This window comes from Streptomyces sp. NPDC034037, from assembly GCF_055575715.1.
In genome coordinates this window covers 380,653-403,741 of sequence record NZ_JBVISC010000003.1, presented here as the reverse complement: position 1 = coordinate 403,741, position 23,089 = coordinate 380,653, and the positions used below count along the sequence as shown (strand labels likewise).

25 protein-coding genes are annotated in these 23,089 nt (G+C 72.1%); 11 read left to right on the top strand and 14 right to left on the bottom strand.

Annotation, left to right across the window (positions count from 1 at the left end; all coding sequences use genetic code 11):
• Positions 1 to 205 precede the first annotated feature (205 nt).
• From ACZ516_RS12430 to ACZ516_RS12405, 6 genes are all read left to right on the top strand, one after another.
• A complete protein-coding gene (locus tag ACZ516_RS12430; RefSeq protein WP_469009959.1) occupies positions 206 to 508 on the top strand; it encodes an urease subunit gamma in 303 nt (100 codons plus the stop codon).
• Between the two features lie 17 nt (positions 509 to 525).
• A complete protein-coding gene (locus ACZ516_RS12425) occupies positions 526 to 870 on the top strand; it encodes an urease subunit beta (protein ID WP_469009958.1) in 345 nt (114 codons plus the stop codon).
• The gene (locus ACZ516_RS12420) at positions 863 to 2,584 is read left to right on the top strand and encodes an urease subunit alpha (RefSeq protein ID WP_469009957.1); all 1,722 of its coding nucleotides are present in this window, start codon (positions 863 to 865) and stop codon (positions 2,582 to 2,584) included. Before ACZ516_RS12425 ends, ACZ516_RS12420 begins: the two co-directional genes overlap by 8 nt.
• A gap of 31 nt (positions 2,585 to 2,615) precedes the next feature.
• Complete coding sequence (locus ACZ516_RS12415) at positions 2,616 to 3,290, top strand: urease accessory protein UreF (protein ID WP_469009955.1); 675 nt, start codon at positions 2,616 to 2,618, stop codon at positions 3,288 to 3,290.
• A 248-nt stretch (positions 3,291 to 3,538) separates the two neighbouring features.
• Complete coding sequence (ureG, locus tag ACZ516_RS12410; RefSeq protein ID WP_358909941.1) at positions 3,539 to 4,222, top strand: urease accessory protein UreG; 684 nt, start codon at positions 3,539 to 3,541, stop codon at positions 4,220 to 4,222.
• Positions 4,204 to 5,016 (top strand): urease accessory protein UreD, encoded by an 813-nt coding sequence (locus ACZ516_RS12405; protein ID WP_469009953.1) that lies wholly within the window; start codon positions 4,204 to 4,206, stop codon positions 5,014 to 5,016. Before ureG ends, ACZ516_RS12405 begins: the two co-directional genes overlap by 19 nt.
• Before the next feature lie 21 nt (positions 5,017 to 5,037).
• Here ACZ516_RS12405 and ACZ516_RS12400 read toward each other — a convergent pair whose 3' ends face one another.
• Together ACZ516_RS12400 and ACZ516_RS12395 are read right to left on the bottom strand one after the other, a co-directional pair.
• On the bottom strand, positions 5,038 to 5,526 hold the full coding sequence (locus ACZ516_RS12400) for a YbaK/EbsC family protein (protein ID WP_358589879.1): 489 nt from the start codon (positions 5,524 to 5,526) through the stop codon (positions 5,038 to 5,040).
• Positions 5,523 to 6,341: a lysophospholipid acyltransferase family protein gene (locus ACZ516_RS12395; protein ID WP_469009952.1), complete on the bottom strand. Its 819-nt coding sequence runs from the start codon at positions 6,339 to 6,341 to the stop codon at positions 5,523 to 5,525. Before ACZ516_RS12395 ends, ACZ516_RS12400 begins: the two co-directional genes overlap by 4 nt.
• A 222-nt stretch (positions 6,342 to 6,563) precedes the next feature.
• On the opposite strand from ACZ516_RS12395, the gene ACZ516_RS12390 reads away from it, so the two are divergent.
• Entirely contained in the window at positions 6,564 to 6,962 is a 399-nt protein-coding gene (locus ACZ516_RS12390) for an SSI family serine proteinase inhibitor (RefSeq protein ID WP_358698170.1), read from the top strand.
• Positions 6,963 to 7,017: 55 nt separating this feature from the next.
• Here the strand turns inward: ACZ516_RS12390 and ACZ516_RS12385 are convergent, their stop codons facing one another.
• The 5 genes from ACZ516_RS12385 to ACZ516_RS12365 all read right to left on the bottom strand — a co-directional run bounded on the left by ACZ516_RS12385 (position 7,018) and on the right by ACZ516_RS12365 (position 11,536).
• Positions 7,018 to 7,176, bottom strand: coding sequence for a hypothetical protein (locus ACZ516_RS12385; protein WP_358589874.1), 159 nt, complete (start codon positions 7,174 to 7,176; stop codon positions 7,018 to 7,020).
• 87 nt (positions 7,177 to 7,263) lie between these two features.
• Positions 7,264 to 8,214: a cytochrome c oxidase assembly protein gene (locus ACZ516_RS12380; protein WP_358589872.1), complete on the bottom strand. Its 951-nt coding sequence runs from the start codon at positions 8,212 to 8,214 to the stop codon at positions 7,264 to 7,266.
• Positions 8,215 to 8,320: 106 nt separating this feature from the next.
• Entirely contained in the window at positions 8,321 to 9,346 is a 1,026-nt protein-coding gene (locus tag ACZ516_RS12375) for a 6-phosphofructokinase (RefSeq protein WP_358589870.1), read from the bottom strand.
• 180 nt (positions 9,347 to 9,526) lie between these two features.
• Entirely contained in the window at positions 9,527 to 10,255 is a 729-nt protein-coding gene (locus ACZ516_RS12370) for a type 1 glutamine amidotransferase (RefSeq protein ID WP_358589867.1), read from the bottom strand.
• Positions 10,256 to 10,297: 42 nt separating this feature from the next.
• Positions 10,298 to 11,536 (bottom strand): MurT ligase domain-containing protein, encoded by a 1,239-nt coding sequence (locus tag ACZ516_RS12365; protein ID WP_358589865.1) that lies wholly within the window; start codon positions 11,534 to 11,536, stop codon positions 10,298 to 10,300.
• A gap of 140 nt (positions 11,537 to 11,676) precedes the next feature.
• Between ACZ516_RS12365 and def the strand changes: the two genes are divergently transcribed.
• Positions 11,677 to 12,216 (top strand): peptide deformylase, encoded by a 540-nt coding sequence (gene def, locus ACZ516_RS12360; RefSeq protein WP_361082229.1) that lies wholly within the window; start codon positions 11,677 to 11,679, stop codon positions 12,214 to 12,216.
• Positions 12,217 to 12,280: 64 nt separating this feature from the next.
• Here the strand turns inward: def and ACZ516_RS12355 are convergent, their stop codons facing one another.
• Entirely contained in the window at positions 12,281 to 12,925 is a 645-nt protein-coding gene (locus ACZ516_RS12355; RefSeq protein ID WP_358587348.1) for a TetR/AcrR family transcriptional regulator, read from the bottom strand.
• A gap of 166 nt (positions 12,926 to 13,091) precedes the next feature.
• Here ACZ516_RS12355 and ACZ516_RS12350 point away from each other — a divergent pair, with 166 nt between their 5' ends.
• Positions 13,092 to 14,318, top strand: a complete 1,227-nt coding sequence (locus ACZ516_RS12350; RefSeq protein WP_469009948.1) for an acyl-CoA dehydrogenase family protein — start codon at positions 13,092 to 13,094, stop codon at positions 14,316 to 14,318.
• Between the two features lie 60 nt (positions 14,319 to 14,378).
• Here ACZ516_RS12350 and ACZ516_RS12345 read toward each other — a convergent pair whose 3' ends face one another.
• From ACZ516_RS12345 to ACZ516_RS12330, 4 genes are all read right to left on the bottom strand, one after another.
• The gene (locus ACZ516_RS12345) at positions 14,379 to 15,167 is read right to left on the bottom strand and encodes a GNAT family N-acetyltransferase (RefSeq protein ID WP_469009946.1); all 789 of its coding nucleotides are present in this window, start codon (positions 15,165 to 15,167) and stop codon (positions 14,379 to 14,381) included.
• A gap of 61 nt (positions 15,168 to 15,228) precedes the next feature.
• On the bottom strand, positions 15,229 to 16,269 hold the full coding sequence (locus ACZ516_RS12340; RefSeq protein WP_469009945.1) for a PhlD: 1,041 nt from the start codon (positions 16,267 to 16,269) through the stop codon (positions 15,229 to 15,231).
• 150 nt (positions 16,270 to 16,419) lie between these two features.
• Positions 16,420 to 17,241, bottom strand: coding sequence for an MmyB family transcriptional regulator (locus ACZ516_RS12335; protein WP_469009943.1), 822 nt, complete (start codon positions 17,239 to 17,241; stop codon positions 16,420 to 16,422).
• A 433-nt stretch (positions 17,242 to 17,674) separates the two neighbouring features.
• Positions 17,675 to 18,562: a Gfo/Idh/MocA family protein gene (locus ACZ516_RS12330; protein WP_469009942.1), complete on the bottom strand. Its 888-nt coding sequence runs from the start codon at positions 18,560 to 18,562 to the stop codon at positions 17,675 to 17,677.
• A 331-nt stretch (positions 18,563 to 18,893) separates the two neighbouring features.
• Between ACZ516_RS12330 and ACZ516_RS12325 the strand changes: the two genes are divergently transcribed.
• Together ACZ516_RS12325 and asnB are read left to right on the top strand one after the other, a co-directional pair.
• Positions 18,894 to 19,523: a TetR/AcrR family transcriptional regulator gene (locus ACZ516_RS12325; RefSeq protein WP_467466519.1), complete on the top strand. Its 630-nt coding sequence runs from the start codon at positions 18,894 to 18,896 to the stop codon at positions 19,521 to 19,523.
• Positions 19,524 to 19,791: 268 nt separating this feature from the next.
• Positions 19,792 to 21,633: an asparagine synthase (glutamine-hydrolyzing) gene (asnB, locus tag ACZ516_RS12320; RefSeq protein WP_469009940.1), complete on the top strand. Its 1,842-nt coding sequence runs from the start codon at positions 19,792 to 19,794 to the stop codon at positions 21,631 to 21,633.
• Positions 21,634 to 21,643: 10 nt separating this feature from the next.
• On the opposite strand, the gene ACZ516_RS12315 is transcribed toward asnB, so the two are convergent.
• The gene (locus ACZ516_RS12315) at positions 21,644 to 21,913 is read right to left on the bottom strand and encodes a plasmid mobilization protein (protein WP_361082242.1); all 270 of its coding nucleotides are present in this window, start codon (positions 21,911 to 21,913) and stop codon (positions 21,644 to 21,646) included.
• Between the two features lie 257 nt (positions 21,914 to 22,170).
• The gene (locus ACZ516_RS12310; protein ID WP_469009939.1) at positions 22,171 to 22,926 is read right to left on the bottom strand and encodes a sulfite exporter TauE/SafE family protein; all 756 of its coding nucleotides are present in this window, start codon (positions 22,924 to 22,926) and stop codon (positions 22,171 to 22,173) included.
• Positions 22,927 to 23,089 lie beyond the last annotated feature (163 nt).

Here is a 23,089-nt window from a genome sequence, read left to right as displayed (position 1 = left end):
CCAGCTGTCGGTCATGCGCCGGTCAACGTCTGGTTAACCTCGTTGAAACTCCTCCCAACTACCCTCCCGTGCCACGCCACCAGGGGTTTTGGTAACCGGAGTGCGCAAGATCGCGCGCATTCGTTGTGTGTTACATCTATGCCCGCCGCGGTGGTCGCGGCAGCCGGACCCCGCACGGTTCGGAGCGAGACGTGAGGTGGGACCGGTGCGACTGACCCCGCACGAGCAGGAGAGACTGCTCATCCATGTGGCCGCGGATGTGGCCGAGAAGCGAAGGGCGCGAGGGCTGCGGCTCAACCACCCCGAGTCGATCGCCCTCATCACCTCCCACATCCTCGAAGGCGCCCGGGGCGGCCGCACCGTCGCCGAGCTGATGTCGTCGGGCCGCAGGGTCCTCACCCGGGACGACGTCATGGAGGGCATCCCCGAGATGATCCACGACGTCCAGGTCGAGGCCACCTTCCCGGACGGCACCAAGCTCGTCACCGTCCACGACCCGATCGTCTGACGGGAGTCACGCGCCTCATGCACGCCGCGACGCACGGTACGGCCCACGGCCCGGTCCCCGGTGAGATCCTCTTCGCCGACGAGCCCGTCCCCTACAACGAGGGCCGGGACGTCACCCGCCTCACCGTCCTCAACGCCGCCGACCGCCCCGTGCAGGTCGGCTCCCACTACCACTTCGCCGAGGCCAACCCGGGGCTCGACTTCGACCGCGGCGCCGCGCACGGCCTGCGGCTCAACATCCCCGCCGGAACCGCCGTGCGCTTCGAGCCCGGCATCCCCGTCGACGTCGAACTCGTACCCCTCGCCGGCCGGCGCGTCGTGCCCGGCCTGCGCGGTGAGACCGGAGGTGCCCTCGATGCCTGAACTGTCCCGTGCCGCGTACGCCGACCTGTTCGGCCCCACCACCGGCGACCGGATCCGGCTCGCCGACACCGACCTCCTCGTCGAGATCGAGGAGGACCGCTCCGGCGGCCCCGGACGCTCCGGGGACGAGGCGGTGTTCGGCGGCGGCAAGGTCATCCGCGAGTCGATGGGCCAGTCCCGCACGACCCGCGCCGAGGGCGCCCCCGACACCGTGATCACCGGCGCGGTGATCATCGACCACTGGGGGATCGTCAAGGCCGACGTCGGAATCCGCGACGGCCGTCTCACCGGCATCGGCAAGTCCGGCAACCCCGACACCATGGACGGGGTCCACCCCGACCTCGTCATCGGCCCCGAGACCGAGGTCATCGCCGGCAACGGCAAGATCCTCACCGCGGGCGGCATCGACACCCACATCCACTTCATCTCGCCGACCATCGTCGACGAGGCCCTCGCCTCGGGCGTCACCACGCTCTTCGGCGGCGGCACGGGGCCCGCCGAGGGCAGCAAGGCGACCACGATCACCCCGGGCGCCTGGCACCTGGCCCGGATGTTCGCGGCCCTGGAGGCGAGCCCGGTCAACATCGGCCTCCTCGGCAAGGGCAACACCGTCAACGCCGAGTCGATGCACGCCCAGCTCCGCGCCGGCGCCGTCAGCTTCAAGATCCATGAGGACTGGGGCGCGACCCCCGCCGCCATCGACGCCTGCCTGAACGTGTGCGAGGAGACCGGCGCCCAACTCGCCGTGCACACCGACACGTTGAACGAAGCGGGCTTCATCGACGCCACGTTCGACGCCGTCGCGGGCCGCACCCTGCACGCCTTCCACGTCGAGGGCGCGGGCGGCGGGCACGCCCCCGACATGATCACGGCGGTGTCGCTGCCCAACATGCTGCCCAGCTCGACCAACCCGACCCGGCCGCACACCGTCAACACCGTCGAGGAGCACCTCGACATGCTGATGGTCTGCCACCACCTCAACCCCGCCGTCCCCGAGGACCTCGCCTTCGCCGAGTCCCGCATCCGCCCCACCACCATCGGGGCGGAGGACATCCTCCACGACCTCGGCGCCATCTCGATCATGTCGTCGGACTCCCAGGCGATGGGGCGCGTCGGCGAGGTGATCATGCGTACGTGGCAGACCGCCCACGTCATGAAGCGACGCCGCGGCTTCCTGCCGGGCGACACCCGCGCGGACAACCACCGCGCCCGTCGCTATGTCGCCAAATACACGATCAACGCGGCCGTCGCCCAGGGCATCGACCACGAGGTCGGCTCGGTCGAGCCCGGCAAACTCGCCGACCTGGTGCTGTGGGAACCGGCGTTCTTCGGCGTCAAGCCGCAGCTCGTCCTCAAGGGCGGACAGATCGCCTACGCGCAGATGGGCGACGCCAACGCCTCCATCCCCACCCCGCAGCCGGTGCTGCCGCGCCGCATGTTCGGCGCCCACGGCAGGGCGCCGGGCCTCAACTCGATCAACTTCGTCACCCAGTCGGCCCTGGACGACGCACTGCCCGAACGCCTCGGCCTGGCCAAGCCGTTCCTGCCCATCCGCTCCACCCGCGGGCGCTCCAAGGCGGACATGCGGCAGAACGACGCGCTGCCCCGCGTGGAGGTCGCCGCCGACAGTTTCGCCGTCACCATCGACGGCGAACTCGTCGAGCCGTCCCCCGCGGCGGAACTGCCGCTCGCCCAGCGGTACTTCCTCTTCTGACGGCCCTCACGACACCACTGGCGACGATCACATGTCACGCGCAGCACTTCTCGTCCTCGCCGACGGCCGCTTCCCCGCCGGTGGGCACGCCCACTCCGGCGGGGCCGAAGCGGCCGTCAAGGCGGGCCGCGTCACCGGGGCCGAGAGCCTGGAGGCCTTCTGCCGGGGGCGACTGCACACCAGCGGTCTGGTGGCGGCCGCCCTCGCGGCGGCCGCCGCCCTCGGCGTCGACCCGGCCGCCCTGGACGAAGCGGCCGATGCCCGCACGCCCTCGCCCGCCCTGCGCACGGCGGCGCGACGGCTCGGGCGGCAGCTGATGCGGGCCGCCCGCGCCACCTGGCCCCACCCCGAACTCGACGAGCTGGCGCGGCGGTTCCCCAAGGGCGCCCACCAGCCGGTCGTCCTCGGGCTCACCGCCCGCGCCGCCGGACTCGGGCCGCGGGACGCCGCGTACTGCTCCGCGTACGAAGGTGTCAGTGGTCCGGCGACCGCCACGGTGCGGCTGCTGAGCCTCGACCCCTTCGACGCCACGGCGGTCCTGGCGCGGCTCGCCCCCGACCTCGACCGTGTCGCCCAGGAGGCGGTCGAGGCGGCCGGGCGCGTCGCCGCCGACGGCGTGGAGGCGCTGCCCGCCGCGTCGGCTCCGCTGCTGGAGATCGGGGCGGAGGCGCATGCGGGGTGGCCTGTGCGGTTGTTCGCGTCCTAGCTCGGCGCCGCCCCGGGGGCTGCGCCCCCGGACCCCCCTTATCGGCCTGGACGGCCTCGTCCTCAAACGCCGGACGGGCTGAGTTGTCCGGCCTCGTCCTCACGCTCGGGACGGGCCCTCAAACGCCGGGCGGGCTGGAGATGCTCGGCCTGTCCTCAAACGCCGGACGGGCTGGAGATGCCCGGCCTCGTCCTCGAACGCCGGGTGGGCCGGAGATTCGCGGCTCGCCTCGACCATTGGAGGAAATCATGCACCTCGACCACTCCCACGACGGGGCCGTCGCCGTCAGTGCCGACGCCGTGCGGCCCGACGGGCGGCGCCGTGCGCTGCGCATCGGGCTCGGTGGGCCCGTCGGCTCCGGCAAGACCGCGACCGTCGCCGCCCTGTGCCACGCGCTGCGCGACCAGCTGTCCCTGGCCGTCGTCACCAACGACATCTACACCCGCGAGGACGCGGAGTTCCTGCTCCGCGAGGCCGTCCTGCCGCCCGAGCGGATCACCGCCGTGGAGACCGGCGCCTGCCCGCACACCGCCATCCGCGACGACATCTCCGCCAACCTGGAGGCCGTCGAGGACCTGGAGGACGAGGTCGGCCCGCTCGACCTGATCCTCGTCGAGTCCGGCGGCGACAACCTCACCGCCACCTTCTCCAAGGGCCTCGTCGACGCCCAGATCTTCGTCATCGACGTCGCGGGCGGCGACGACATCCCGCGCAAGGGCGGCCCCGGCGTCACCACGGCCGACCTGCTCGTGGTCAACAAGACCGACCTCGCCCCGCACGTCGGCTCCGACCTCGCCCGGATGGCGGCCGACGCCAAGACGCAGCGCGCCGAACTCCCCGTCATATTCCAGTCGTTGCGCTCCGCGGAGGGCGTCGGCCCGGTCGCCGCCTGGGTGCGCGCGCAGTACGCCGCATGGACCGCGTCGGCGTGAGGGCCGACCTCGCCCCGGCGGGCGGCGCCCGTGCGCGCGGCGGCGCGGGCCTGCGGGCCACCGCCCGCGTCGTGGCCCGCGCCGACGGCCGGGGCGGCACCGCGCTGCCCGTGCTCGACGGCGAAGGACCGCTGGCGTTGCGCCGCACCCGCTCGACCGGGCCGGCCGCACGCGTCACGCTGGTCGGTGCGATGAGCGGCCCCCTCGGCGGCGACCACCTCACCGTGGAGGCCACCGCGGGCGAGGGGGCGAGGCTGCACATCGGCTCCGCGGCGGCGACCCTTGCCCTGCCCGGCCAGACCCGGGAGGCGGCGCGCTACGACGTACGCCTCACCGTCGCCGACGACGCCGAACTGCACTGGCTGCCCGAGCAGTTGATCTCGGTGCGCGAGAGCGACCTGCGGATCACCACGCGCGCGGAGCTGGCCCGCGGCGCCCGGCTGGTCCTGCGCGAGGAACAGGTGCTCGGCCGCACCGGCGAATCCTGCGGCCGCCTGACCAGCCGGCTCACCGTGCGCCGCGCGGGGGCGACCCTGCTCGACCAGGAACTCTCCTGCGGCCCGGGCGCCCCCGGCGGCTGGGACGGCCCCGCCGTCCTCGCCGGCCACCGCGCCGTCGGCCAGCTCGTCGTCGTCACCCCGGAGTACGAGCGGCACAAGCCGCCCGCGACGACCCTGGGGGAGTGGGCCGCGCTCACCCCCCTGGCCGGACCCGGAGTCCTCGTCACCGCCGTCGCACCGGACGCCCTGCGGGTGCGCCGCGTACTGGACCACGCCTTGCGCGACCTGGGCTGACCGTCGGCCGCGGCGTGCGGCCTACTGGGAGATCGCCTCGATCCGAGGGGCGGCGATCTCCCGGTAGTCCGCCGTCCGCAGCGCCAGCGACCGGTCGAGGCGCGCCGCGTTGAAGAAGATCTCCTCGTGGTCCAACAGCGCCGGATCCACGACCAGTTCCAGCTCCGGGTCGAACGAGAACGGCAGGATGGTCCCGCTGACGCTCCCCGAGAGCCGCTCCGCCACCTCCTGCGTCGCGAACCCGGCATAGGTGCCGCCGAGCAGCGCCTTCAGCGCGTTCAGGTCGACGCGCCGGTCACCCGGCACCACGGCGAGGGCATACCGCTTCGTCTTCTTGCCGGTCTTCACCATCACCACGATGCACTTGGCCGCCTGCTCCAGGGTGTTGCCCCGCAGCGCGCTCACCGCCTCCGTGGCGCCCTCCGGCTCGTGCTCGATGACCCGGTACGCCGCCCCCCGCTCGTCCAGCAGTCCCACCAGCTTGGTGTACTGGGCGTGCTGCTCGCTCACTTGGCCTCCCCGCCGCGCCCCTCGGGCGCCTTCCGCCGTGCAGTCGAAGCATTCGACTCCGGGATCATAGTTCGCGGGCGCCGGCCCAGCGGCGTCCGCGGCAGCCCGCGCGGCTCCTTGCCGCGCGTCGCGGCGCGTTCGGCCTCCTCCGCCTTCACGACCGCCGCGTACTTGTCGACGTACTCCTGACCGGAGAGGCCGAGGATCGCGTACATGATCTCGTCGGTGACGGCCCGCAGGACCGCCTTCTCGTTGTCCATGCCGGCGTACCGGGAGAAGTCGAGCGGCTCACCGAAGCGGATCGTCACCCGCCGGACGCGCGGCACCTTCTTCCCCGGCGGCTGCGCCTCGAAGGTGCCGATCATCGCGCAGGGGATGACCGGCGCCTCCCCCTTGAGCGCCATCGCGGCCACCCCGACCTTGCCCTTGTACAGCCGCCCGTCATGTGAGCGCGTGCCCTCGGGATAGATGCCGAGCAGCTCCCCCTTGCGCAGCACCCCGAGCCCCTCCCGGATCGCGGCCTGGCCCGCCTCCTTGCCGGAGCGGTCGACCGGGATCTGCCCCGCGCTGCGGAAGAACGCGGCCGTCAGCCGGCCCTTGACGCCGGGCCCCGTGAAGTACTCGGCCTTGGCGAGGAAGGTGATGCGCCGCTTGATGATCGCCGGCATCAGGAAGTGGTCGGAGAACGACAGATGATTTCCGGCGACGATCGCGGCACCGGACTCGGGCACATGCTCCAGACCCTCGATCCTCGGCCGGAACAGCAGCCGTAGCAGAGGACCGAGGATCACGTACTTGAGCAGCAGATAGAACATGACGGCCACCTTCCCTGATCCGGGTGCCGACGCACCGTAGCCAATCGGCGACGCGTACGCGAGAGCCCGTTCGGGCTCTTACCCGCCGCCGCGCGGGCGACTCACCGGCGAGGCGGCTCGACGCACGGCCCGGACGGAGGATGCGCTGGTTGCCTCCCGGCGTCCCCGACGCCATGCACCGACGCCACCGCACGTCACCGTCACTCCCCCCGGAGGTTTCGCATGCGCCCCTTCACCGTCGCAGCCGCCGCTCTGATCGCGCTCGGCGCCGCCGTCCCCGCCCAGGCGGCGGACGAGGCCCCCGCCCCACGCCAGCGCGGCCTCTTCCTCACCGTCTCGGGCTCCGACAACACCTGGGTCCGCGGCGTCCTGCTGCGCTGCCACCCCCGGCCCGACGGGCACGGCCACCACCCGCACGCCGCCAAGGCGTGCGCGGCCATCGGCCGAGCCAAGGGAAACTTCGACAAGCTGGCCGACGAGCCGCACGCGTGCACCAAGCAGTACGACCCGGTGACCGTCACGGCGACCGGCACCTACCGGGGCCGGAGCGTCAACTGGCACAAGAAGTACCCCAACGCCTGCGCGATGGACGTGGACACCGCTCACGTCTTCCGCTTCTGACGTACGGGGCGGGCCCAAGCGGCACTCCCGGCCCCCGGCTGTCGCGCGGCGCGCCTCACGCGGCGCGCGACAGCACCATCGCCAGCGTGATCAGTCCAAGGACGACCCAGCCGAACCACAGCCAGCCGTTGCTCCCGAGCGTCACCGAATAGGCCGTCACCATGACCAGGCCTCCGATGGTGAACCCACCCATGGTCTTCGTGGAACCGGGCATCGCTCAGCCTCCTCCCGGCAGTCCCGGGCGCCTGCGCGCCAAGACCGCGGTCCGAAGACCATCGTGACCCGTGGAGGGCCTCCCGCGCTAGCGGCCGCGTGCGGCCAGTGAGGCCAGATAGGCGTTGTACGCCTCCAGCTCCTTGTCCCCGTCGCGGTCCGCGGCGCGGTCCTTGCGGCGGGCCTCACGGTCCTCCGAGCGCCGCCACTGGAAGAGCAGGGCCACCAGGACCACCACGGAGGGGATCTCGCTGAAGGCCCAGGCGATACCGCCCGCCGCCTCCTGATCGGCCAGCGGATCGATGCCCAGCGAGGCCGGCGGGTGCAGGTACGTGCCGATCATCGGCTGGGTCGCCATCATCAGCGCGATGCCGAAGAACGCGTGGAAGGGCATGCCGGCGAACAGCTCCAGCATCCGCATCACGTAGCCGGGGCGGTGCGGCCCCGGGTCGACGCCCATGATCGGCCAGAAGAAGACCAGGCCGACGGCGAGGAAGTGCACCATCATCCCGATGTGGCCCGCCTTGGAGCCCATCAGGGTGTCGAAGATCGGCGTGAAGTAGAGCGCGTACAGGCTCGCGATGAACAGCGGGATCGTGAACGCGGGGTGCGTGACGATCCGCATGTACCGGCTGTGCAGCAGCCACAGCAGCCACTCGCGCGGCCCCTTGTGACCGCGCGCCGCGGCCGGCAGGCCGCGCAGGGCCAGGGTGATCGGCGCGCCGAGCAGCAGCAGGATCGGCGACAGCATGCTGATCACCATGTGCTGGACCATGTGCACGCTGAACATGACCATGCCGTAGTCGTTGAGCTTGGTGCACATCACGAGCAGGACGGTGAGGATGCCGGTCACGAAGGAGATCGTGCGGCCCACCGGCCACTTGTCGCCGCGCCGCACGAGCCGCGTCACGCCCCACCCGTACAGGGCGAGGGCCACCAGGCAGCCGATGAGGAAGAAGGGGTCGGCGGAGAGTTCCAGGCCTCGCCCCAGCGTGAACGGCGGCAGATCCATGTTCATGCCGTGCCCGCTGTGATCCATCCGGTGGCTCCTGATTCGTGCGGATTGTGCGACGTGCGTCGGCACCAGAGTAGAACCGCCCCCGGCCGCTGACGCGACCGGGGGCGGCTAGTACAACGGGCAACGACTAGAGCACGCACTCCGCCTCGGCGTACCGCTCGTCCGGCACGGTCTTCAGCGTCTCGACGGCCTCGGCGAGCGGCACCATCGTGATGTCCGTGCCGCGCAGGGCCGTCATCCGGCCGAACTCGCCGCGGTGCACGGCCTCCACCGCGTGCCAGCCGAAGCGGGTCGCGAGGACGCGGTCGTACGCGGTCGGGGTGCCGCCGCGCTGGACGTGGCCGAGGATGACGGGCCGCGCCTCCTTGCCGAGGCGCTGCTCCAGTTCGAGGGAGAGCTGGCGGGCGATGCCGGCGAACCGCTCGTGGCCGTAGACGTCCTTGGCGCCCTCGTCGAAGTCCATGGACCCGGCCCGGGGCTTGGCGCCCTCGGCGGCCACGACGATCGCGAACTTCTTGCCCGCCGAGAAGCGCTCGCCGACCTTCGCGGCCAGCTCCTCGATGTCGAAGGGGCGCTCGGGCACCACGATGGCGTGCGCGCCGGCCGCCATGCCGGAGTGCAGGGCGATCCAGCCCGTGTGCCGGCCCATGACCTCGACGATCAGCACTCGCTGGTGCGACTCGGCGGTGGTCTTGAGGCGGTCGAGCGCCTCCGTCGCCACGCCCACCGCGGTGTCGAAGCCGAAGGTGACGTCGGTGACGGCGATGTCGTTGTCGATCGTCTTGGGCACGCCGACGATCGGCAGGCCCGCGTCGGACAGCAGCCGGGCCGCCTTCAGCGTGCCCTCACCGCCGATCGGGATGATCGCGTCGAGGCCGAGATCGGCGACGTGGCCCCGGGCGCGCTCCACACCGTCCCGCAGATGGGCGGGCTGCACGCGCGAGGAGCCGAGGATCGTGCCGCCGCGGGCGAGGATGCCGCCCACCGCGTCCAGGTCGAGCTTGCGGTAGTCGCACTCCAGGAGGCCTTTCCAGCCGTCGTGGAAGCCGATGACCTCGTCGCCGTGGTCCACGACCGCGCGGTGCACGACGGAGCGGATGACGGCGTTCAGGCCGGGGCAGTCGCCGCCGGAGGTCAGGACACCAATGCGCATAGCCCGGGAAACCTTTGCAACGTGGGCCGAAAGGGCCGGACCACGTCGTCCGGCTGGATCCCCGCCACCCTATAGGCGCCGGGGGGCGGGCCCGCATCAGGCGTCCGAGGGCTGGACGCCCCCGCTCACATGTGCGGGCGGGGCGTCAAGCGGGCCACCGCGCGGCCGGCGGGGCGGGCACTACGCGGGCTGCTGCGCGGCGTTGATGCGCTCGGCGCGCAGCGCCTCGTACCAGCGGTCGTCCGTGGGCGGCAGCGCGTTCACGTCGAGGGCCAGCTTGAGCAGCAGGTCCGCGATCAGCGGGTTGCGGGCCAGGACCGGGCCGTGCATGTACGTCCCGAAGACCGTGCCGTTGTACGCGCCCTCGGTGCCGTCGCCCGTGCCGTTGCCCCGGCCGAGCGTGACGCGGGCGAAGGGGCGCGCGGAGGGACCGATGTGCGTGATGCCCTGGTGGTTCTCGAAGCCGGTCAGCGGGGGCAGGCCCAGCTGCGGGTCGATGTCACCGAGGACGTCACCGACGCAGCGCTCGCCCTCGCCGCGCGTGGAGACCACGTCGAGCAGGCCGAGGCCCGGCTCGCGCTGACCGAGGTCGTTGATGAACTCGGTGCCGAGGATCTGGTAGCCGGCGCAGACCGAGAAGACGATCGCGCCGTTGCCCACGGCGCGCTCGAGGCCGCCGTCGCGGCGCAGCCGCTCCGCCGCGAGCCGCTGGGGGCGGTCCTCGCCACCGCCGATGAGGTAGATGTCACCGGAGGTGGGGATCGGCTGGTCGCTGCGCACGTCGTACCGCTCGACCTGGAGGCCGCGCTGGCGGGCGCGGCGCTCCACGACCAGGGCGTTGCCCTGGTCTCCGTACGTGCTGAGCAGGTCGGGGTAGACCCACACCAGCCGCAGGCTGTTGTCGCTCATGCTCATGTGTCCCTACGAAAAGGTCTAGAGGGGCCGGTGGGGTCAGTTGCCGACGCGGCGGCGCAGGTCCTGGAACGCGGTGTAGTTCGCGATCGTCTCGATGCGTCCCGGCGGGGCGAGCTGCACCGCTTCGTCGAGGCTCTCGCAGACCCGGAAGTCCAGGTTCGCGACCTCCAGGCGCACCGCCAGGTCCAGCTTGCGGTCGCCGAGCACGAAGATCGGGTGACCGGCGAGGCGGGTGTAGTCGACGTCCCACAGCCAGGAGGTGTCGGTGCCGTCGGCACCCCGGGCGTTGACGGAGAGGATCACCGGGGTCGGCGGCGGGTCGATCAGCGAGAACGTCTCCAGCCAGCCCGCGGGGTTCTTCGCGAGGAGCAGCCGCAGGTCGCGGCCCTGGAACTGCACGACGTCATAGCGTCCGGCGACCGCCTGCACCTGGTACATGCGCTCCAGGGCGACCTGCGGCGGCACACCGAAGACGGCGGCGACGGCGGCCGAGGAGGCGGCGTTGGCCTTGTTGGCGCGGCCGGGCAGCTGCAGGTGGATCGGCCAGGCGGAGCCGTGCGGGTCCAGGACGTGGTCGCCGGAGAGCACCCAGCTGGGCGCGGGGCGGCGGAAGCCGCACTCGCCGCAGAACCAGTCGTCCCCGGGGCGCTGCATGACGCCACCGCAGGACGGGCACGACCAGGCGTCGTCCTTCCACTCCTGGCCCGCGGCCACCCACACCACGTTCGGCGAGGAGGAGGCGGCCCAGACGACCAGCGGGTCGTCGGCGTTGGCGACGACGACGGCCTTGGTGCCGGCCAGGCCCTCGCGCCACTTCTCGGCGAGCATGCGGGTCTCGGCGGCGCGGTCCAGCTGGTCGCGCGAGAGGTTCAGCAGCGCGATGGCCTTGGGGTCCACGTCACGGGCGACGCCCGCGAGGTACTTCTCGTCGACCTCGATCACGCCGTACCGGGCGTCGGAGCCGCCGGCGAGCGCCGAGGTGATCCCGGCCGGCATGTTGGCGCCGAGGGCGTTGGAGACCACCGGGCCGCTGGCGCGCAGGGCCTCCGCGATCAGACGCGTGGTGGTCGTCTTGCCGTTGGTGGCCGACACGAGGACGACGTCCAGGTGTGTGGCGAGCCGTCCGAGCAGCTCGGGGTCGAGCCTGAGCGCGACCTTGCCGCCGATCACCGATCCGCTGCCGCGGCCCGCGGCGCGCGACACCGCGGCGGCCGCCTTGCCCGCCGTCACGGCCAGCTTGGCCCGCGGCGAGAGCGGGTCCGTGTTGCCTGACATCTGTCGAGATCCTCCTTGCGTACGGCGCCGCGCCTGCCCCCGGCATCGTTTCTCTGCTCAGCCTATCGAGATCCGCCGACAAGCCCGAACCACGGCACCACCTCGGCGCCGCTCCACTTCAGGACCGTACTCTTGCCGCCATGCGACACGGCTCGATCCCGGGCGCCTCGGGGCGCGTACGACCTCTGACCCTGCTCGGTGACCCCGTGCTCCACACGGCCTGCGCGGAGGTGAGCGACTTCGGGCCCGAACTGGCGCGGCTGGTCGAGGACATGTTCGCGACGATGTACGCGGCGCAGGGCGTGGGGCTGGCCGCGAATCAGATCGGCGTGGCCGAGCGGGTGTTCGTCTACGACTGCCCCGACGACGAGGACGTCCGTCACCTCGGGCACGTGGTCAATCCGACACTCGTCACGGCGGACGGGGTCACCGTGCGCGGCCCCGAGGGCTGTCTGTCGCTGCCGGGTCTCGAAGCGGGCACGCCCCGTTTCGACCATGCCGTGGTCGAAGGGTTCGACCTGCGGGGGGAGCCCGTGCGGGTGCACGGGACGGGCTGGTTCGCGCGCTGCCTCCAGCACGAGTGCGACCACCTGGAGGGTGGGGTCTACACCGACCGCGTCACCGGCTGGCGGCGGCGCAGGGTGCTGCGGGCCGCCGCCAGGGCCTCCTGGAACAGCTGAGGTGGCCTCCCGCGACGGCTGAGGTCCGCCGCGGGCCGGCGCGAGCGCCGGGGCGGACGCCCGCTCAGAAGCCCGGCCCGCCGACGCGGTTGCCCGCGGCGGCCAGGCGCCCCCAGAGCAGATCCGCCAGGCTGCGCACCAACTGCTCGCGCGAGCAGGGTCGTTCGCCGAGCCACCAGTCGCCGGCCGCGTGCATCATGCCGACGATGCCGTGCCCCCACACCCGGGCCAGCTGGGCGCCGTCGGGGCCGAGGTCGACGCGCTCCTCGATGACCTCCGCCAGCTCCTCGCCGAGGCGGCGCAGGACGGGGGCGGAGTGCAGACCGACGTCGAAGCCCTGCTCGCCGGGGGAGGGGGCCTCGGAGGGGTGCATCAGGAAGCGGTACACCTGCGGGCGGGCCTCGATCGCCGCGAGGTAGGTGTCGAGCGTCGCCTCGACGCGCTCCCTGCGTTCGGCGGGGGCGTCCAGGGCGGCGCGCAGGGCTTCGAGGAGCGCGTCCGTGTGCCGCTTGGCGAGGGCGGCGTACAGGCCGCCCTTGTCGCCGAAGTGGCGGTAGAGGATGGGCTTGGTGATGCCCGCCTCCGCGGCGATGGCGTTCATGGAGGCGCCGGGGCCGTCACGGAGCACCACCCGGTCCGCGGCCTCCAGCAGCTCGCGCCGCCGGTGCTCGGCGGACTTGTGCTGATCGTTCCGCTGTGTGGTCTCCATAGCGTTTCTCCCCGCCCCGTGCGATTGCGTGCCGCACGCGCAACGTAACACCTGGCGGGCGGCGGGCATCGAACGGGCTGCCGGAGGTTGACACGGACTACTGGCCGGTAACAGACTTTCGTTACCGCTAGTAACGCCGCAGTTGATCGCTGGTCCTGGAGGGGTCATGGCCGAGTTCACCATGGAGCTCAACGACGAACAGAAGGAGGTCCGGGACTGGCTCCACGGGTTCGCCGCCGAGGTGATCCGCCCCGCGGCCGCCGAGTGGGACGAGCGCGAGGAGACTCCCTGGCCCATCATCCAGGAGGCGGCGAAGCTCGGCATCTACTCCCTGGACTTCTACGCCCAGCAGTTCTTCGACCCGACGGGCCTCGGCATCCCGATGGCCACCGAGGAGATCTTCTGGGGCGACGCGGGCATCGGCCTGTCCATCATGGGCACGGGCCTGGCCGCCGTCGGGGTGCTCGCCAACGGCACCGAGGAGCAGATCGGCACCTGGATCCCGCAGATGTACGGCGACGCCGCCGACGTCAAGGTCGCCGCCTTCTGCTCCTCCGAGCCGGACGCGGGGTCCGACGTGGCCGCCATGCGCACCCGTGCCGTCTACGACGAGGCCAAGGACGAGTGGGTCCTGAACGGCACGAAGACCTGGGCGACCAACGGCGGCATAGCCAACGTCCACGTCGTCGTCGCGGTCGTCGACCCCGAGCTGGGCTCCAAGGGGCACGCCTCCTTCATCGTCCCGCCCCGGACACCGGGACTGTCCCAGGGCCAGAAGTTCAAGAAGCACGGCATCCGCGCCTCGCACACCGCCGAGGTGGTCCTGGAGGACGTACGCGTCCCCGGACACTGCCTGCTGGGCGGCAAGGAGAAACTGGACGAGCGCCTCGCCCGCGCCCGGGAGCGCGCCAAGTCCGGCGGTGAGCGCGTGAAGAACGCGGCGATGGCCACCTTCGAGGCGTCCCGCCCGGCCGTCGGCGCGATGGCGGTGGGCACGGCCCGCGCCGCGTACGAAGAGGCCCTGGAGTACGCCAAGACGCGCACGCAGTTCGGCCGCCCGATCATCGACAACCAGGGCGTGGCCTTCCAGCTCGCCGACATGCGCACCCAGATCGACGCGGCACGCCTCCTGGTGTGGCGCGCCTCGTGGATGGCGAGCACGGGCAAGAAGTTCGAGTCCGCCGAGGGCTCGATGTCGAAGCTCTACGCGAGCGAGGTCGCCAAGAAGGTCACCGCGCAGGCCGTGCAGATCCTCGGCGGCAACGGCTTCACCCGCGAGTACCCGGTGGAGCGCATGCACCGCGACGCCGCGATCTACACCATCTTCGAGGGCACGAGCGAGATCCAGCGCCTGGTCATCGCGCGGACCCTCTCGGGCATGCCGATCCGCTGAAGCAACCGGCACCCCGCGTGCCCCGCCTCCCGTCCGCCGCGGCGGGAGGCGGGGCCCGTCTCACGGCTGGTACACGTACGGGGTGGTCGTGCACAGCGTCGCGAAGCCCAGCCGGTCCAGGATCGGGCGGCTGTCGTCGGAGGCGTCGACCTGGAGGTAGCGGTAGCCGCGCTCGGCGGCGATCCGGGCGCGGTGGGCCACCGTCGCGCGGTAGATGCCCCTGCCGCGCCACCCGGGTGCGGTGCCGCCGCCCCAGAGTCCGGCGAAGTCGGTGCCGGGGCGCAACTCCATCCGGGCGCCGCACACCGGACGGTCACCGGCCATCGCGACCACCGCGACGATCTCGTCGGGCGTTTCGGCCAGCTGGGCGAGCACCCGCTGGGCGAGCCGCTCGCTCAGCGCGGCGTCGCCCTCGCCGAACGCCGCCAGATGGGCCTCGGCCATGAGCCGGACGCCCGCCGCGTCCGTCACCGGCAGCAGCCGCACGCCCTCGGGCAGCTCCGGCCCGGCCGGCAGCCCCTGCGCCTCGGCGACCATCACGGTCTCCGTCGGCTCGGCCACGAACCCCGCGGCGAGGAGCCGCCCGGCCAGATCAGCGGGGCGGTCGTAGGAGTGGAGCTTCCATTCGAACGCGCGGCGGGCGGCGGTGTAGTGCCGTATCTGCTCCGCGATCGCCGCGTCCGCCGTCGTCACGTCGATGTCCGCCCACAGGACACCGTTCCAGTCGTGCTCGGACCCCGTCTGGCGGACGATGCCGCCGACCCGCTCGACGCGGGTACCAGGACTGTCGCTTCGCGCGTCGCGCCTGATCTGCCGGTCGTACGCGGCCAGCGCCGCTGCGTGATCCATTCCGTCACTTCAACAGGGGCGGCCAAGGGGCGGCAAGCGAATATCGGCGGCGCGGCGAGGGTCAGGAGCGCCAGTGGCAGCGCAGCGCCGCCATGGAGAAGCCGGGGCCGAAGGCCACCGCGATGCCGGAAGCGCCGTCGGCGGGCGGCCCGCCGTGCGTGCGCTCGATGACGCGCAGGATGCTCACCCCGCCGAGGTTCCCCTCGTCGGTGAGGGTGTCCGTGGAGTGCCGCGCCGCGTGGGCGTCCAGGCCGAGCGAGGCGGCGGTGTCGGTGATGATGCGCGGGCTGCCGGGGTGGATGACGGCGAAGTCCACCGGCCGCGCGCCGACCCATGCGGTGAGCGCGGGCAGTACGTCGTCGGCGGCGGTGAGGGCCTGCTTGGTCGAGTCGAAGTGGAAGCCGTCCGGGGAGATCCGGCCGCGCTGCCGGTCGAGGCTGTCCGGCAGGACGTACTCGAAGGAGTCCTCGATCGCGAGCCCCGGACCCAGCGGGACATCGGTGACGACCGCGGCGGCCGCGGAGTCCCCGAAGAGGGCTTTGTAGATCATCGCTTCGATGCCGGTGTCGGCGTGGTGATAGACGCTGGAGATGACCTCGGCCGCCACGACGAGGACCTTGCTGCCGGGGCGCGCCGCGACGAGTTCGGCCGCCCGCATGAGGCAGTGGGTGCCGCCCGGGCAGGCCAGCGTGGTGAGCGCGATGCGCCGGACCGTGGGGCGCAGGCCGAGCCGTGCGATGAGGTTGACGTCGAGGTTCGGGACGGACCAGCCGGTGCTGTGGGTCGTGACGATCGCGTCGATGTCGCGGGCCTCAAGGCCCGCGGTGTCCAGCGCGGCCAAAGCGGCGCGTTCGGCCATCGTGAGCGCGTCGGTGAACGCGGCGCGGGCGCGCTCGCCGATGTCGGCCGCACCCGACACGGTGGGGGCGGCCAGCGGGCGGCTGAAATTACGGGTCCGTACGCCGCAGTTCTCCACCACGCGCAGGATCGCCCGCAGGCGGGGGTGGCCGGCGTGGTGGGCGCGTATGTCGTCGGCTATCTCCGCTGTGGTGACCTTGTGGTCACCGACGACGGTCTGCGGTCTGGAGACGTAAGCGGGCACAGGGCGGCTCCGACAGGGCTCGTGAGGACGTACGGGTGCGGCACAACGTACTTCACCGTCACGAAGCCGTCTTGCGACGAATGTGAGGGGAAGACCCTCAAGGACCTGCGGAGTTTGTGGGGGCAGTGAAGCCTGTGGGGCCTGTGGGGCTCACAGGGCGCGGAGCATCGGCGAGCGCCGGTGGGAGCGCATTTCGCCGGGGTGGAACACCAGGATCATCAGACGCGCGCCGGGCGCGGTCATGGGCTGCGCCGTGCACATGGTGACCCAGCCGGGCCCCAGTTCGGGATGGAGCAAGGGGCGCTCGTCCCCGTCGGGGTGGGGGTAGGAGACGCCTGTGCGGTACAGGTCGGCGGTCTCGGGTTCCGCGAGCACCTCCTTCTCGATCTGCAGGAGGGTGTCGTCCTCGGGTCTGGAGGCGAGGGCGGCCCGCAGCTGGGGGAGGACCATCGGGGCCCAGGCGCCGTGCCAGTCCATGAGGGCGCGGCGGCCGTCGGGGTCGAGAACCATCCAACGCATCACGTTGCCGGGGACGTTGCCCGCGGGGAACATGGCGTTGAGGGGCTCGTTGTAGGCGAGCATGTCCCAGGACGCGTCGGTGACGTAGGCCATGTGGGATATGCCGTCGACCGCCTCCTGCCATACGCCGGGGACCTCTTTGCCCGAGGAGAGATGGAGCGGGCCGGGCGGGTCCTGGAGCAGCGCGTAGCGGTTGAGGGAGACCCACTCCTGTTCGTTGAGCCCGAAGAGGCGCGCCACATCCCGCAGCAGGGAGGTCGGCGGATTGGGGTAGTTGCCGGATTCGAGACGGTGGTACGTCCCGAACGTGCGGTGCAGCAACTGGTCGACCTGGTGCTGCGACAGACCGGGAGCCCGCCGCCCCTGACCGCTCGGCCGGGAGAAGCCATGCGATTCGGGGGCAATGAGGGCGCGTCGTTCGCGGAGCAGAGCGCGGAGCGCCGTCTTGTTCATGGTGGGTAATCCCTCTTGGTGCACGCCGAGTTGGAGCGTGATCAGTCTAAATATTCACAGCTTCTTTGGTAGTAAACATTGCCCGAAGAAAACGATCAGACACTGCGGCATCATGGAGTGCGCGACCTCGTCGGCCTGCAGGTTTGATCGTCGGCGAGTGCGCGGGCACAACAGTGGGGCATCTTGTCCGGGGAGCCTGAGAATGGCTGAAATTCCCCGGCATTGGGTTCCCCCCAGGCCCCTCGGGCCGATGTGGGAAGCGTGTGGGACGGTTGTTCGTATTCCGATCCGTGTGGTTGGAAACAGGGCGACGCGGGACCGCGCGGAGCTCCTTCCCCGGTCGGTCTGGTGGGTCCACCGGCTGCGGTCGGTGCCGTCACTCGCCATTACGTAGCGGCCACGGTACCGACCGCCCGCGGTCGTCCCGGGTCGCTCACGCGGTGGCGATCCGCTCCTGTGCCCGTGCCAGGATCTGGGTGACCCGCAGCCCGAACCGGACGTCGCACGGGTGTGCCGTGCCGGTGCGCGCGGCCGCGACCAGGGCGTCGATCGCGTTGCGGAACGCCTCGTCCGCGCCCTCCCAGGACGGCAGCGCCGCGATGCCGTGCTCGCCCCGCAGCTCCATCGCGAGGCCCGCGCACTTCTCCGGCGCCGTCAGGCTCAGCGCCGCCGTGCTGGACGCGCCGCCGGTGTGCCGCAGGATGAGATGGGCCGTGTCGCCGGGCCCCGGCGCCGCCGTCACGTCGGTGACGTCCCCGAGGACCGGCAGCAGCATCGACAGGGCGTGCGGGCCCACGTCCCACAGGCCGCCGCGGCTCGCCCGCCACGGGGAGTCGAACGCGGCGCCCCCGTCGGGGGTGTAGAACGAGCCGTACCAGTCGGCGCGCCCGGTGAACCAGCCGCCGAGGGCGACCTGTTCGGCCAGCCAGGCGGAGCTGTCCGGGGCGAAGCGCAGCGTGAAGAACACCACCGACGCCACCTGGGCGCGTTCGACGGCCCGTGCGAGGTGGTGCGCGGCGTCCGGCGTGGTGGCCACCGGCTTGTCGAGCAGCAGATGGCATCCCGCCGCCGCGGCCCGCGCGGCCAGCGGCGCCTGCACATCGGGCGGCACCGCGAACGCCACGGCGTCACTGGCCGCGAACAGTTCGTCCGCGTCCGCGTACGCCGTCGTCGCGTGTGCGGAGGCGAGCGTGGCGGCGGCCTCCGGGCGGCGGCCCCACACACCGCTGAAGTCGACGTCGGGGTGCGCGGCCAGGGCGGGGGCGTGCGTGGTGGTGGCCCAGGGCCCGGTGCCCACCAGGCCGATGCGGAGTCGGTTCATGGGCGGCAGTATGACCGAAGCCGTCCGAAGCGGGCCTCCCGCGGCAGAAACGGTCCTCCGCAATGGCCGGTTGCGCACGGCACGCATTCCCGGGGAACGGCAGGCATGCGCTCCCGGCACATGCCAACTTCCGGGCGGTGGACACCCCTTCACCCGCTATGGTGAATTTCCATTCACCTCGTGGTGGCGGGGGAGCTTCATGGCGGCCATCCCGATTTCCGGCGATTCGCGCGCCCCGGGCAAGCGGTTTCGTCCAGGAGGGGACCGTGGAAGGAATGTGTCCGTGGGGAGAAGACACGTCATCGCGGAGAGTGTGGAAAGTGTGGAGAGTGTGCGGGGGGAGGCGTCCGGGGCAGGTGCGCGCGCCGGGGCCGCGGAGGCGCCGCGTGCCCTCGCGCCTCCGCCGGCCGGCTGCCGCAGGGGCTCCGAGGAAACCAAGGAGGCGATCACCCGCGCCGCGCGGTACCTCCTCGCGCGTCACGCGTACGGTGACATCACCCTCAAGGCGGTGGCCGACCGCGCCGGGGTGAGCGCGCCGCTGGTCCTGAAGTACTTCGGCAACAAGGACGCCCTGTTCGCGCACGTCATGTCCTTCGCGGCGGACGCCGAGACGTTCTTCGACGCGCCCCTCCCGGGTCTCGGGCGGCACATGGTCCACCACCTGCTGACCGGCCAGGCCGAGCGGGGCGCCGACCCCATCCTGCGCATCGTCTTCGCCCCGCTCCACGGCGAGCGCGGCGACATCCTGCGCGCCGACTTCCGCGCCCAGGTGGTCCAGCGGCTGACCGATCGGCTCTCCGGACCGGACGCGGGGCTGCGGGCCGAGCTGGCCGCGGGCATGCTGCTCGGGCTCGGTGTCATGTACGGCATCGCGCGCGGCCCGCGGCTGCGGGCCGCGGCGATCACCGAGATCACCGACCGGTACGCGCCTGCGGTGCAGGCCTTCCTGACTCCTCGCTGACGTGTCCGGCCGGGAGTCGGGCGGCCGTTGACAAGACTTTGCCCGTGGCCGGAATTTTTCCTTCCGCGCCCGTCCGAGCGTCCCTGCTCGGGGGAGCCGGGGAGTCGGAACGGGCCATGAGGCACCCTCTGGCCTTGGCAAAGTCCGGCCGAAACCATGCGGGTCGAGCCGTCGCGAGACCCCCGGTGTGTTGACCGCACGCCTTCGCGGGCACAGGATCCCTATGTAGGTGCTAGATACAACTAATTCATCGACCGGGAGGAACGACATGTGTGGCATCACCGGCTGGGTCTCCTTCGACCGTGACCTGACGGCCGCGTCCACCACCCTGGACGCCATGACGGAGACGATGTCCTGCCGGGGACCCGACGACCGCGGCACGTGGACGGAGGGTCCCGCCGCGCTCGGCCACCGCCGGCTCGCCATCATCGACCTGCCCGGCGGCCGCCAGCCCATGACGGCCGAGACGCCGACCGGCACCGTCGCCCTCGTCTACTCCGGGGAGACCTACAACTTCACCGAGCTGCGGCGCGAACTGGCGCGCCGCGGCCACCCCTTCGCCACCGACTCCGACACCGAGGTCGTCCTGCGCGGCTACCTGGAGTGGGGCGAGGCCCTCGCCGAGCGGCTCAACGGCATGTACGCGTTCGCGGTCTGGGACGCCCGGCACGACAAGCTCGTCATGGTCCGCGACCGCATGGGCATCAAGCCCTTCTACTACTACGAGACGCCGGACGGCGTCCTGTTCGGCTCCGAGCCCAAGGCGATCCTCGCCAATCCGCTGGCCGGGCGCCGCGTCACCAGGGACGGACTGCGCGAGCTGTTCACCGTCGTCAAGACCCCCGGCCACGCCGTGTGGGACGGCATGCGCGAGGTCGAGCCCGGCACCGTGGTGACCGTCGACCGCGCGGGGCTGCGCCGGCGCGTGTACTGGTCCCTGGAGACCAGGCCGCACACCGACGACCGTGACACGACCATCGCCAAGGTGCGCGAACTCCTGGAGGACATCGTCCGCCGCCAGCTCGTCTCGGACGTGCCGCGCTGCACGCTGCTCTCCGGCGGCCTCGACTCGTCGGCGATGACGGCCCTCGCCGCGCGGCAGCTGGCCGAGTCGGGCGAGACGGTGCGCAGCTTCGCCGTCGACTTCGTCGGCCAGGCGGACAACTTCGTCGCCGACGAACTGCGCGGCACGCCCGACACCCCCTTCGTGCACGACGTGGCGAAGGCGGCGGGCACCGAGCACCGCGACATCGTCCTGGACTCGGACGCGCTCGCCGACCCCGAGGTGCGCGCCAAGATGATCCGGGCGCGGGACCTCCCCATGGGCTTCGGTGACATGGACGCCTCCCTCTACCTCCTCTTCCGTGCCATCCGCGAGCACTCCACCGTCGCGCTCTCCGGGGAGTCCGCGGACGAGGTCTTCGGCGGCTACCTGCAGTTCTTCGACGAAACGGCGCGCACGGCCGACACGTTCCCCTGGCTGGTGCGGTTCACGGACCACTTCGGCGACGACTCCGACGTGCTGCGCCCCGACCTGACCGCGGCGCTCGATCTGTCCGCGTACGTCAAGGACAGCTACGCGGGCGCCGTGGAGGGCGTCCGCCGCCTGGACGGCGAGAGCGACTTCGAGTACCGGATGCGCACGATCTGCCATCTGCACCTGACCCGCTTCGTCCGCGTCCTGCTCGACCGCAAGGACCGCGCGAGCATGGCCGTGGGGCTCGAAGTGCGCGTGCCGTTCTGCGACCACCGCCTCGTCGAGTACGTGTACAACACGCCCTGGGCGCTGAAGTCCTTCGACGGCAGGGAGAAGAGCCTGCTGCGCGAGGCGACCGCCGATGTGCTGCCCAGGTCGGTGTACGACCGGGTGAAGAGCCCGTACCCCTCCACACAGGACCCCAAGTACGCCACCGCGCTCCAGGGGCATGTCAAGGATCTGCTCGCCGGGCCGGACCACCCGGTCTTCGGGCTCGTGGACCGGGAGCGGGCGGCGCGGGCCGCCGAGCGGGAGGCGCCGCAGATCACCCAGGCGTCGCGACGCGGCCTGGAGCGCACCCTGGACCTCGCGCTCTGGCTCGACCTCTACCGGCCCGAGCTGGACCTGTCCTGATCCCGGGCGCTCACTCCTTGGGCTCGGCCGTGGCGGCCAGGGTGTCGAGGAACCGCTGGAGCGCGACCTTGCGCCCGGCCCCCAGGCCCCGCTGCACGGGCGGCACGCCGGCCCCGCGCCGGGCCTCGGGGACCGGGGTGTCGGGGTGGTTCTCGATGTGGACGGTCGCCGCGTGGCGTACGAACTCCGCGACCGGCATCCCGAGCCGGTCCGCGTGGTCCACGATCGCGGCGTACTCCTCGGGCGTGAACAAGACCTGCACAGGCTTGGCACCGTCCATGGGCGCATGATGCCGCCCGGCCGGGTGCCACGAGGTGCGCTCGGCATATTCGCCCACGAAGGCGTGAAAAAGGGGAGGACGGCCGCGACGGGGCAGCGAAGCGGCCCCGGCCGGACGGGGGAATCTCAGCCGGGGCCGCTTCATGTTCAACGATAAACCATCGGGGGTGCCGGCGCGGTGAGGGGGGCGGCCGGAAGGAGCGGGCCGCGCGCGGGCCCGGCGCCCGCGCGCTGTCCGGGACCTCGCGGCACACCCCCCTAGTTCAAGATCATGGCCGTCGAGGCCGCGACGCCCACGATGACGATGAAGCCGCGCAGGGCGGCCGGCGGCAGGCGGCGGCCGTAGCGCGCGCCCACGAGCCCGCCCACCGTGGAGCCGGCGGCGATGAGGCCCGCCGCCGTCCAGTCGATGTCGGCGACCACGACGAAGACGACCGCCGCGACGCCGTTGACGAGCGAGGCGAGGACGTTCTTCACGGCGTTCAGGCGCTGCAGGTCGTCCAGGAGGAAGGCGCCGAACAGGCCCATGAGCAGCACGCCCTGGGCCGCGCCGAAGTAACCGCCGTAGACGCCGGCGCCGAGGACGCCGCACCACAGCGGCACGCCGCCGTCCCGCCTGCCCCGGCCCTCGCGCTCCTTGAGCCGCCGGCCGAGCCGGGGCTGGAGCAGCACCAGCACGCAGGCCGTCAGGATCAGCACCGGCACCACCGCCTGGAAGGCGTCGGCGGGCAGCTTCAGGAGCAGCAGCGCGCCGATCAGGCCGCCGATGAGGGAAGCCGCGCCGAACCGCAGCAGACGCCCGCGCTGCCCCTTCATCTCGCGGCGGTAGCCGTACGCGGCGCTGAGGGTGCCCGGCACGAGGCCGAGGTTGTTCGACACGTTGGCCAGTACGGGGGGCAGGCCGAAGGCCAGCAGGGTGGGGAAGGTGATGAGCGTGCCGGACCCCACCACCGCGTTGATCCCGCCGGCCGCGACACCGGCGGCCGCGACGGCCACCATTTCGAGCGCTTCCACACATCACCTTCCGCAGAGGGGCGCGGCCCGGGCCCCGGAGTCCGGTGGACCCCGGGTCGACGCCCGTCACCGGGTCGCCGCCCGGGCCGACAACGATCTTGGGCCCGGCACATACCCAAGTCAATCCTCGGGTTTTCTTGCATCTCCCCAAGTATTGGCTTCA

What these genes read in the sequence shown, in the direction of transcription:
- ACZ516_RS12365 (WP_358589865.1), bottom strand. Translation starts at nt 11,536, where the DNA reads ATGTCAGGCAACACGGACCCGCTCTCGCCGCGGGCCAAGCTGGCCGTG.
- ACZ516_RS12375 (WP_358589870.1), bottom strand. Translation starts at nt 9,346, where the DNA reads ATGCGCATTGGTGTCCTGACCTCCGGCGGCGACTGCCCCGGCCTGAAC.
- ACZ516_RS12370 (WP_358589867.1), bottom strand. Translation starts at nt 10,255, where the DNA reads ATGAGCGACAACAGCCTGCGGCTGGTGTGGGTCTACCCCGACCTGCTC.
- ACZ516_RS12420 (WP_469009957.1), top strand. Translation starts at nt 863, where the DNA reads ATGCCTGAACTGTCCCGTGCCGCGTACGCCGACCTGTTCGGCCCCACC.
- ACZ516_RS12395 (WP_469009952.1), bottom strand. Translation starts at nt 6,341, where the DNA reads ATGTTCTATCTGCTGCTCAAGTACGTGATCCTCGGTCCTCTGCTACGG.
- ACZ516_RS12335 (WP_469009943.1), bottom strand. Translation starts at nt 17,241, where the DNA reads ATGAACAAGACGGCGCTCCGCGCTCTGCTCCGCGAACGACGCGCCCTC.
- ACZ516_RS12405 (WP_469009953.1), top strand. Translation starts at nt 4,204, where the DNA reads ATGGACCGCGTCGGCGTGAGGGCCGACCTCGCCCCGGCGGGCGGCGCC.
- ACZ516_RS12350 (WP_469009948.1), top strand. Translation starts at nt 13,092, where the DNA reads ATGGCCGAGTTCACCATGGAGCTCAACGACGAACAGAAGGAGGTCCGG.
- asnB (WP_469009940.1), top strand. Translation starts at nt 19,792, where the DNA reads ATGTGTGGCATCACCGGCTGGGTCTCCTTCGACCGTGACCTGACGGCC.
- ACZ516_RS12415 (WP_469009955.1), top strand. Translation starts at nt 2,616, where the DNA reads ATGTCACGCGCAGCACTTCTCGTCCTCGCCGACGGCCGCTTCCCCGCC.
- def (WP_361082229.1), top strand. Translation starts at nt 11,677, where the DNA reads ATGCGACACGGCTCGATCCCGGGCGCCTCGGGGCGCGTACGACCTCTG.
- ACZ516_RS12355 (WP_358587348.1), bottom strand. Translation starts at nt 12,925, where the DNA reads ATGGAGACCACACAGCGGAACGATCAGCACAAGTCCGCCGAGCACCGG.
- ACZ516_RS12385 (WP_358589874.1), bottom strand. Translation starts at nt 7,176, where the DNA reads ATGCCCGGTTCCACGAAGACCATGGGTGGGTTCACCATCGGAGGCCTG.
- ACZ516_RS12315 (WP_361082242.1), bottom strand. Translation starts at nt 21,913, where the DNA reads ATGGACGGTGCCAAGCCTGTGCAGGTCTTGTTCACGCCCGAGGAGTAC.
- ureG (WP_358909941.1), top strand. Translation starts at nt 3,539, where the DNA reads ATGCACCTCGACCACTCCCACGACGGGGCCGTCGCCGTCAGTGCCGAC.
- ACZ516_RS12345 (WP_469009946.1), bottom strand. Translation starts at nt 15,167, where the DNA reads ATGGATCACGCAGCGGCGCTGGCCGCGTACGACCGGCAGATCAGGCGC.
- ACZ516_RS12425 (WP_469009958.1), top strand. Translation starts at nt 526, where the DNA reads ATGCACGCCGCGACGCACGGTACGGCCCACGGCCCGGTCCCCGGTGAG.
- ACZ516_RS12380 (WP_358589872.1), bottom strand. Translation starts at nt 8,214, where the DNA reads ATGGATCACAGCGGGCACGGCATGAACATGGATCTGCCGCCGTTCACG.
- ACZ516_RS12390 (WP_358698170.1), top strand. Translation starts at nt 6,564, where the DNA reads ATGCGCCCCTTCACCGTCGCAGCCGCCGCTCTGATCGCGCTCGGCGCC.
- ACZ516_RS12330 (WP_469009942.1), bottom strand. Translation starts at nt 18,562, where the DNA reads ATGAACCGACTCCGCATCGGCCTGGTGGGCACCGGGCCCTGGGCCACC.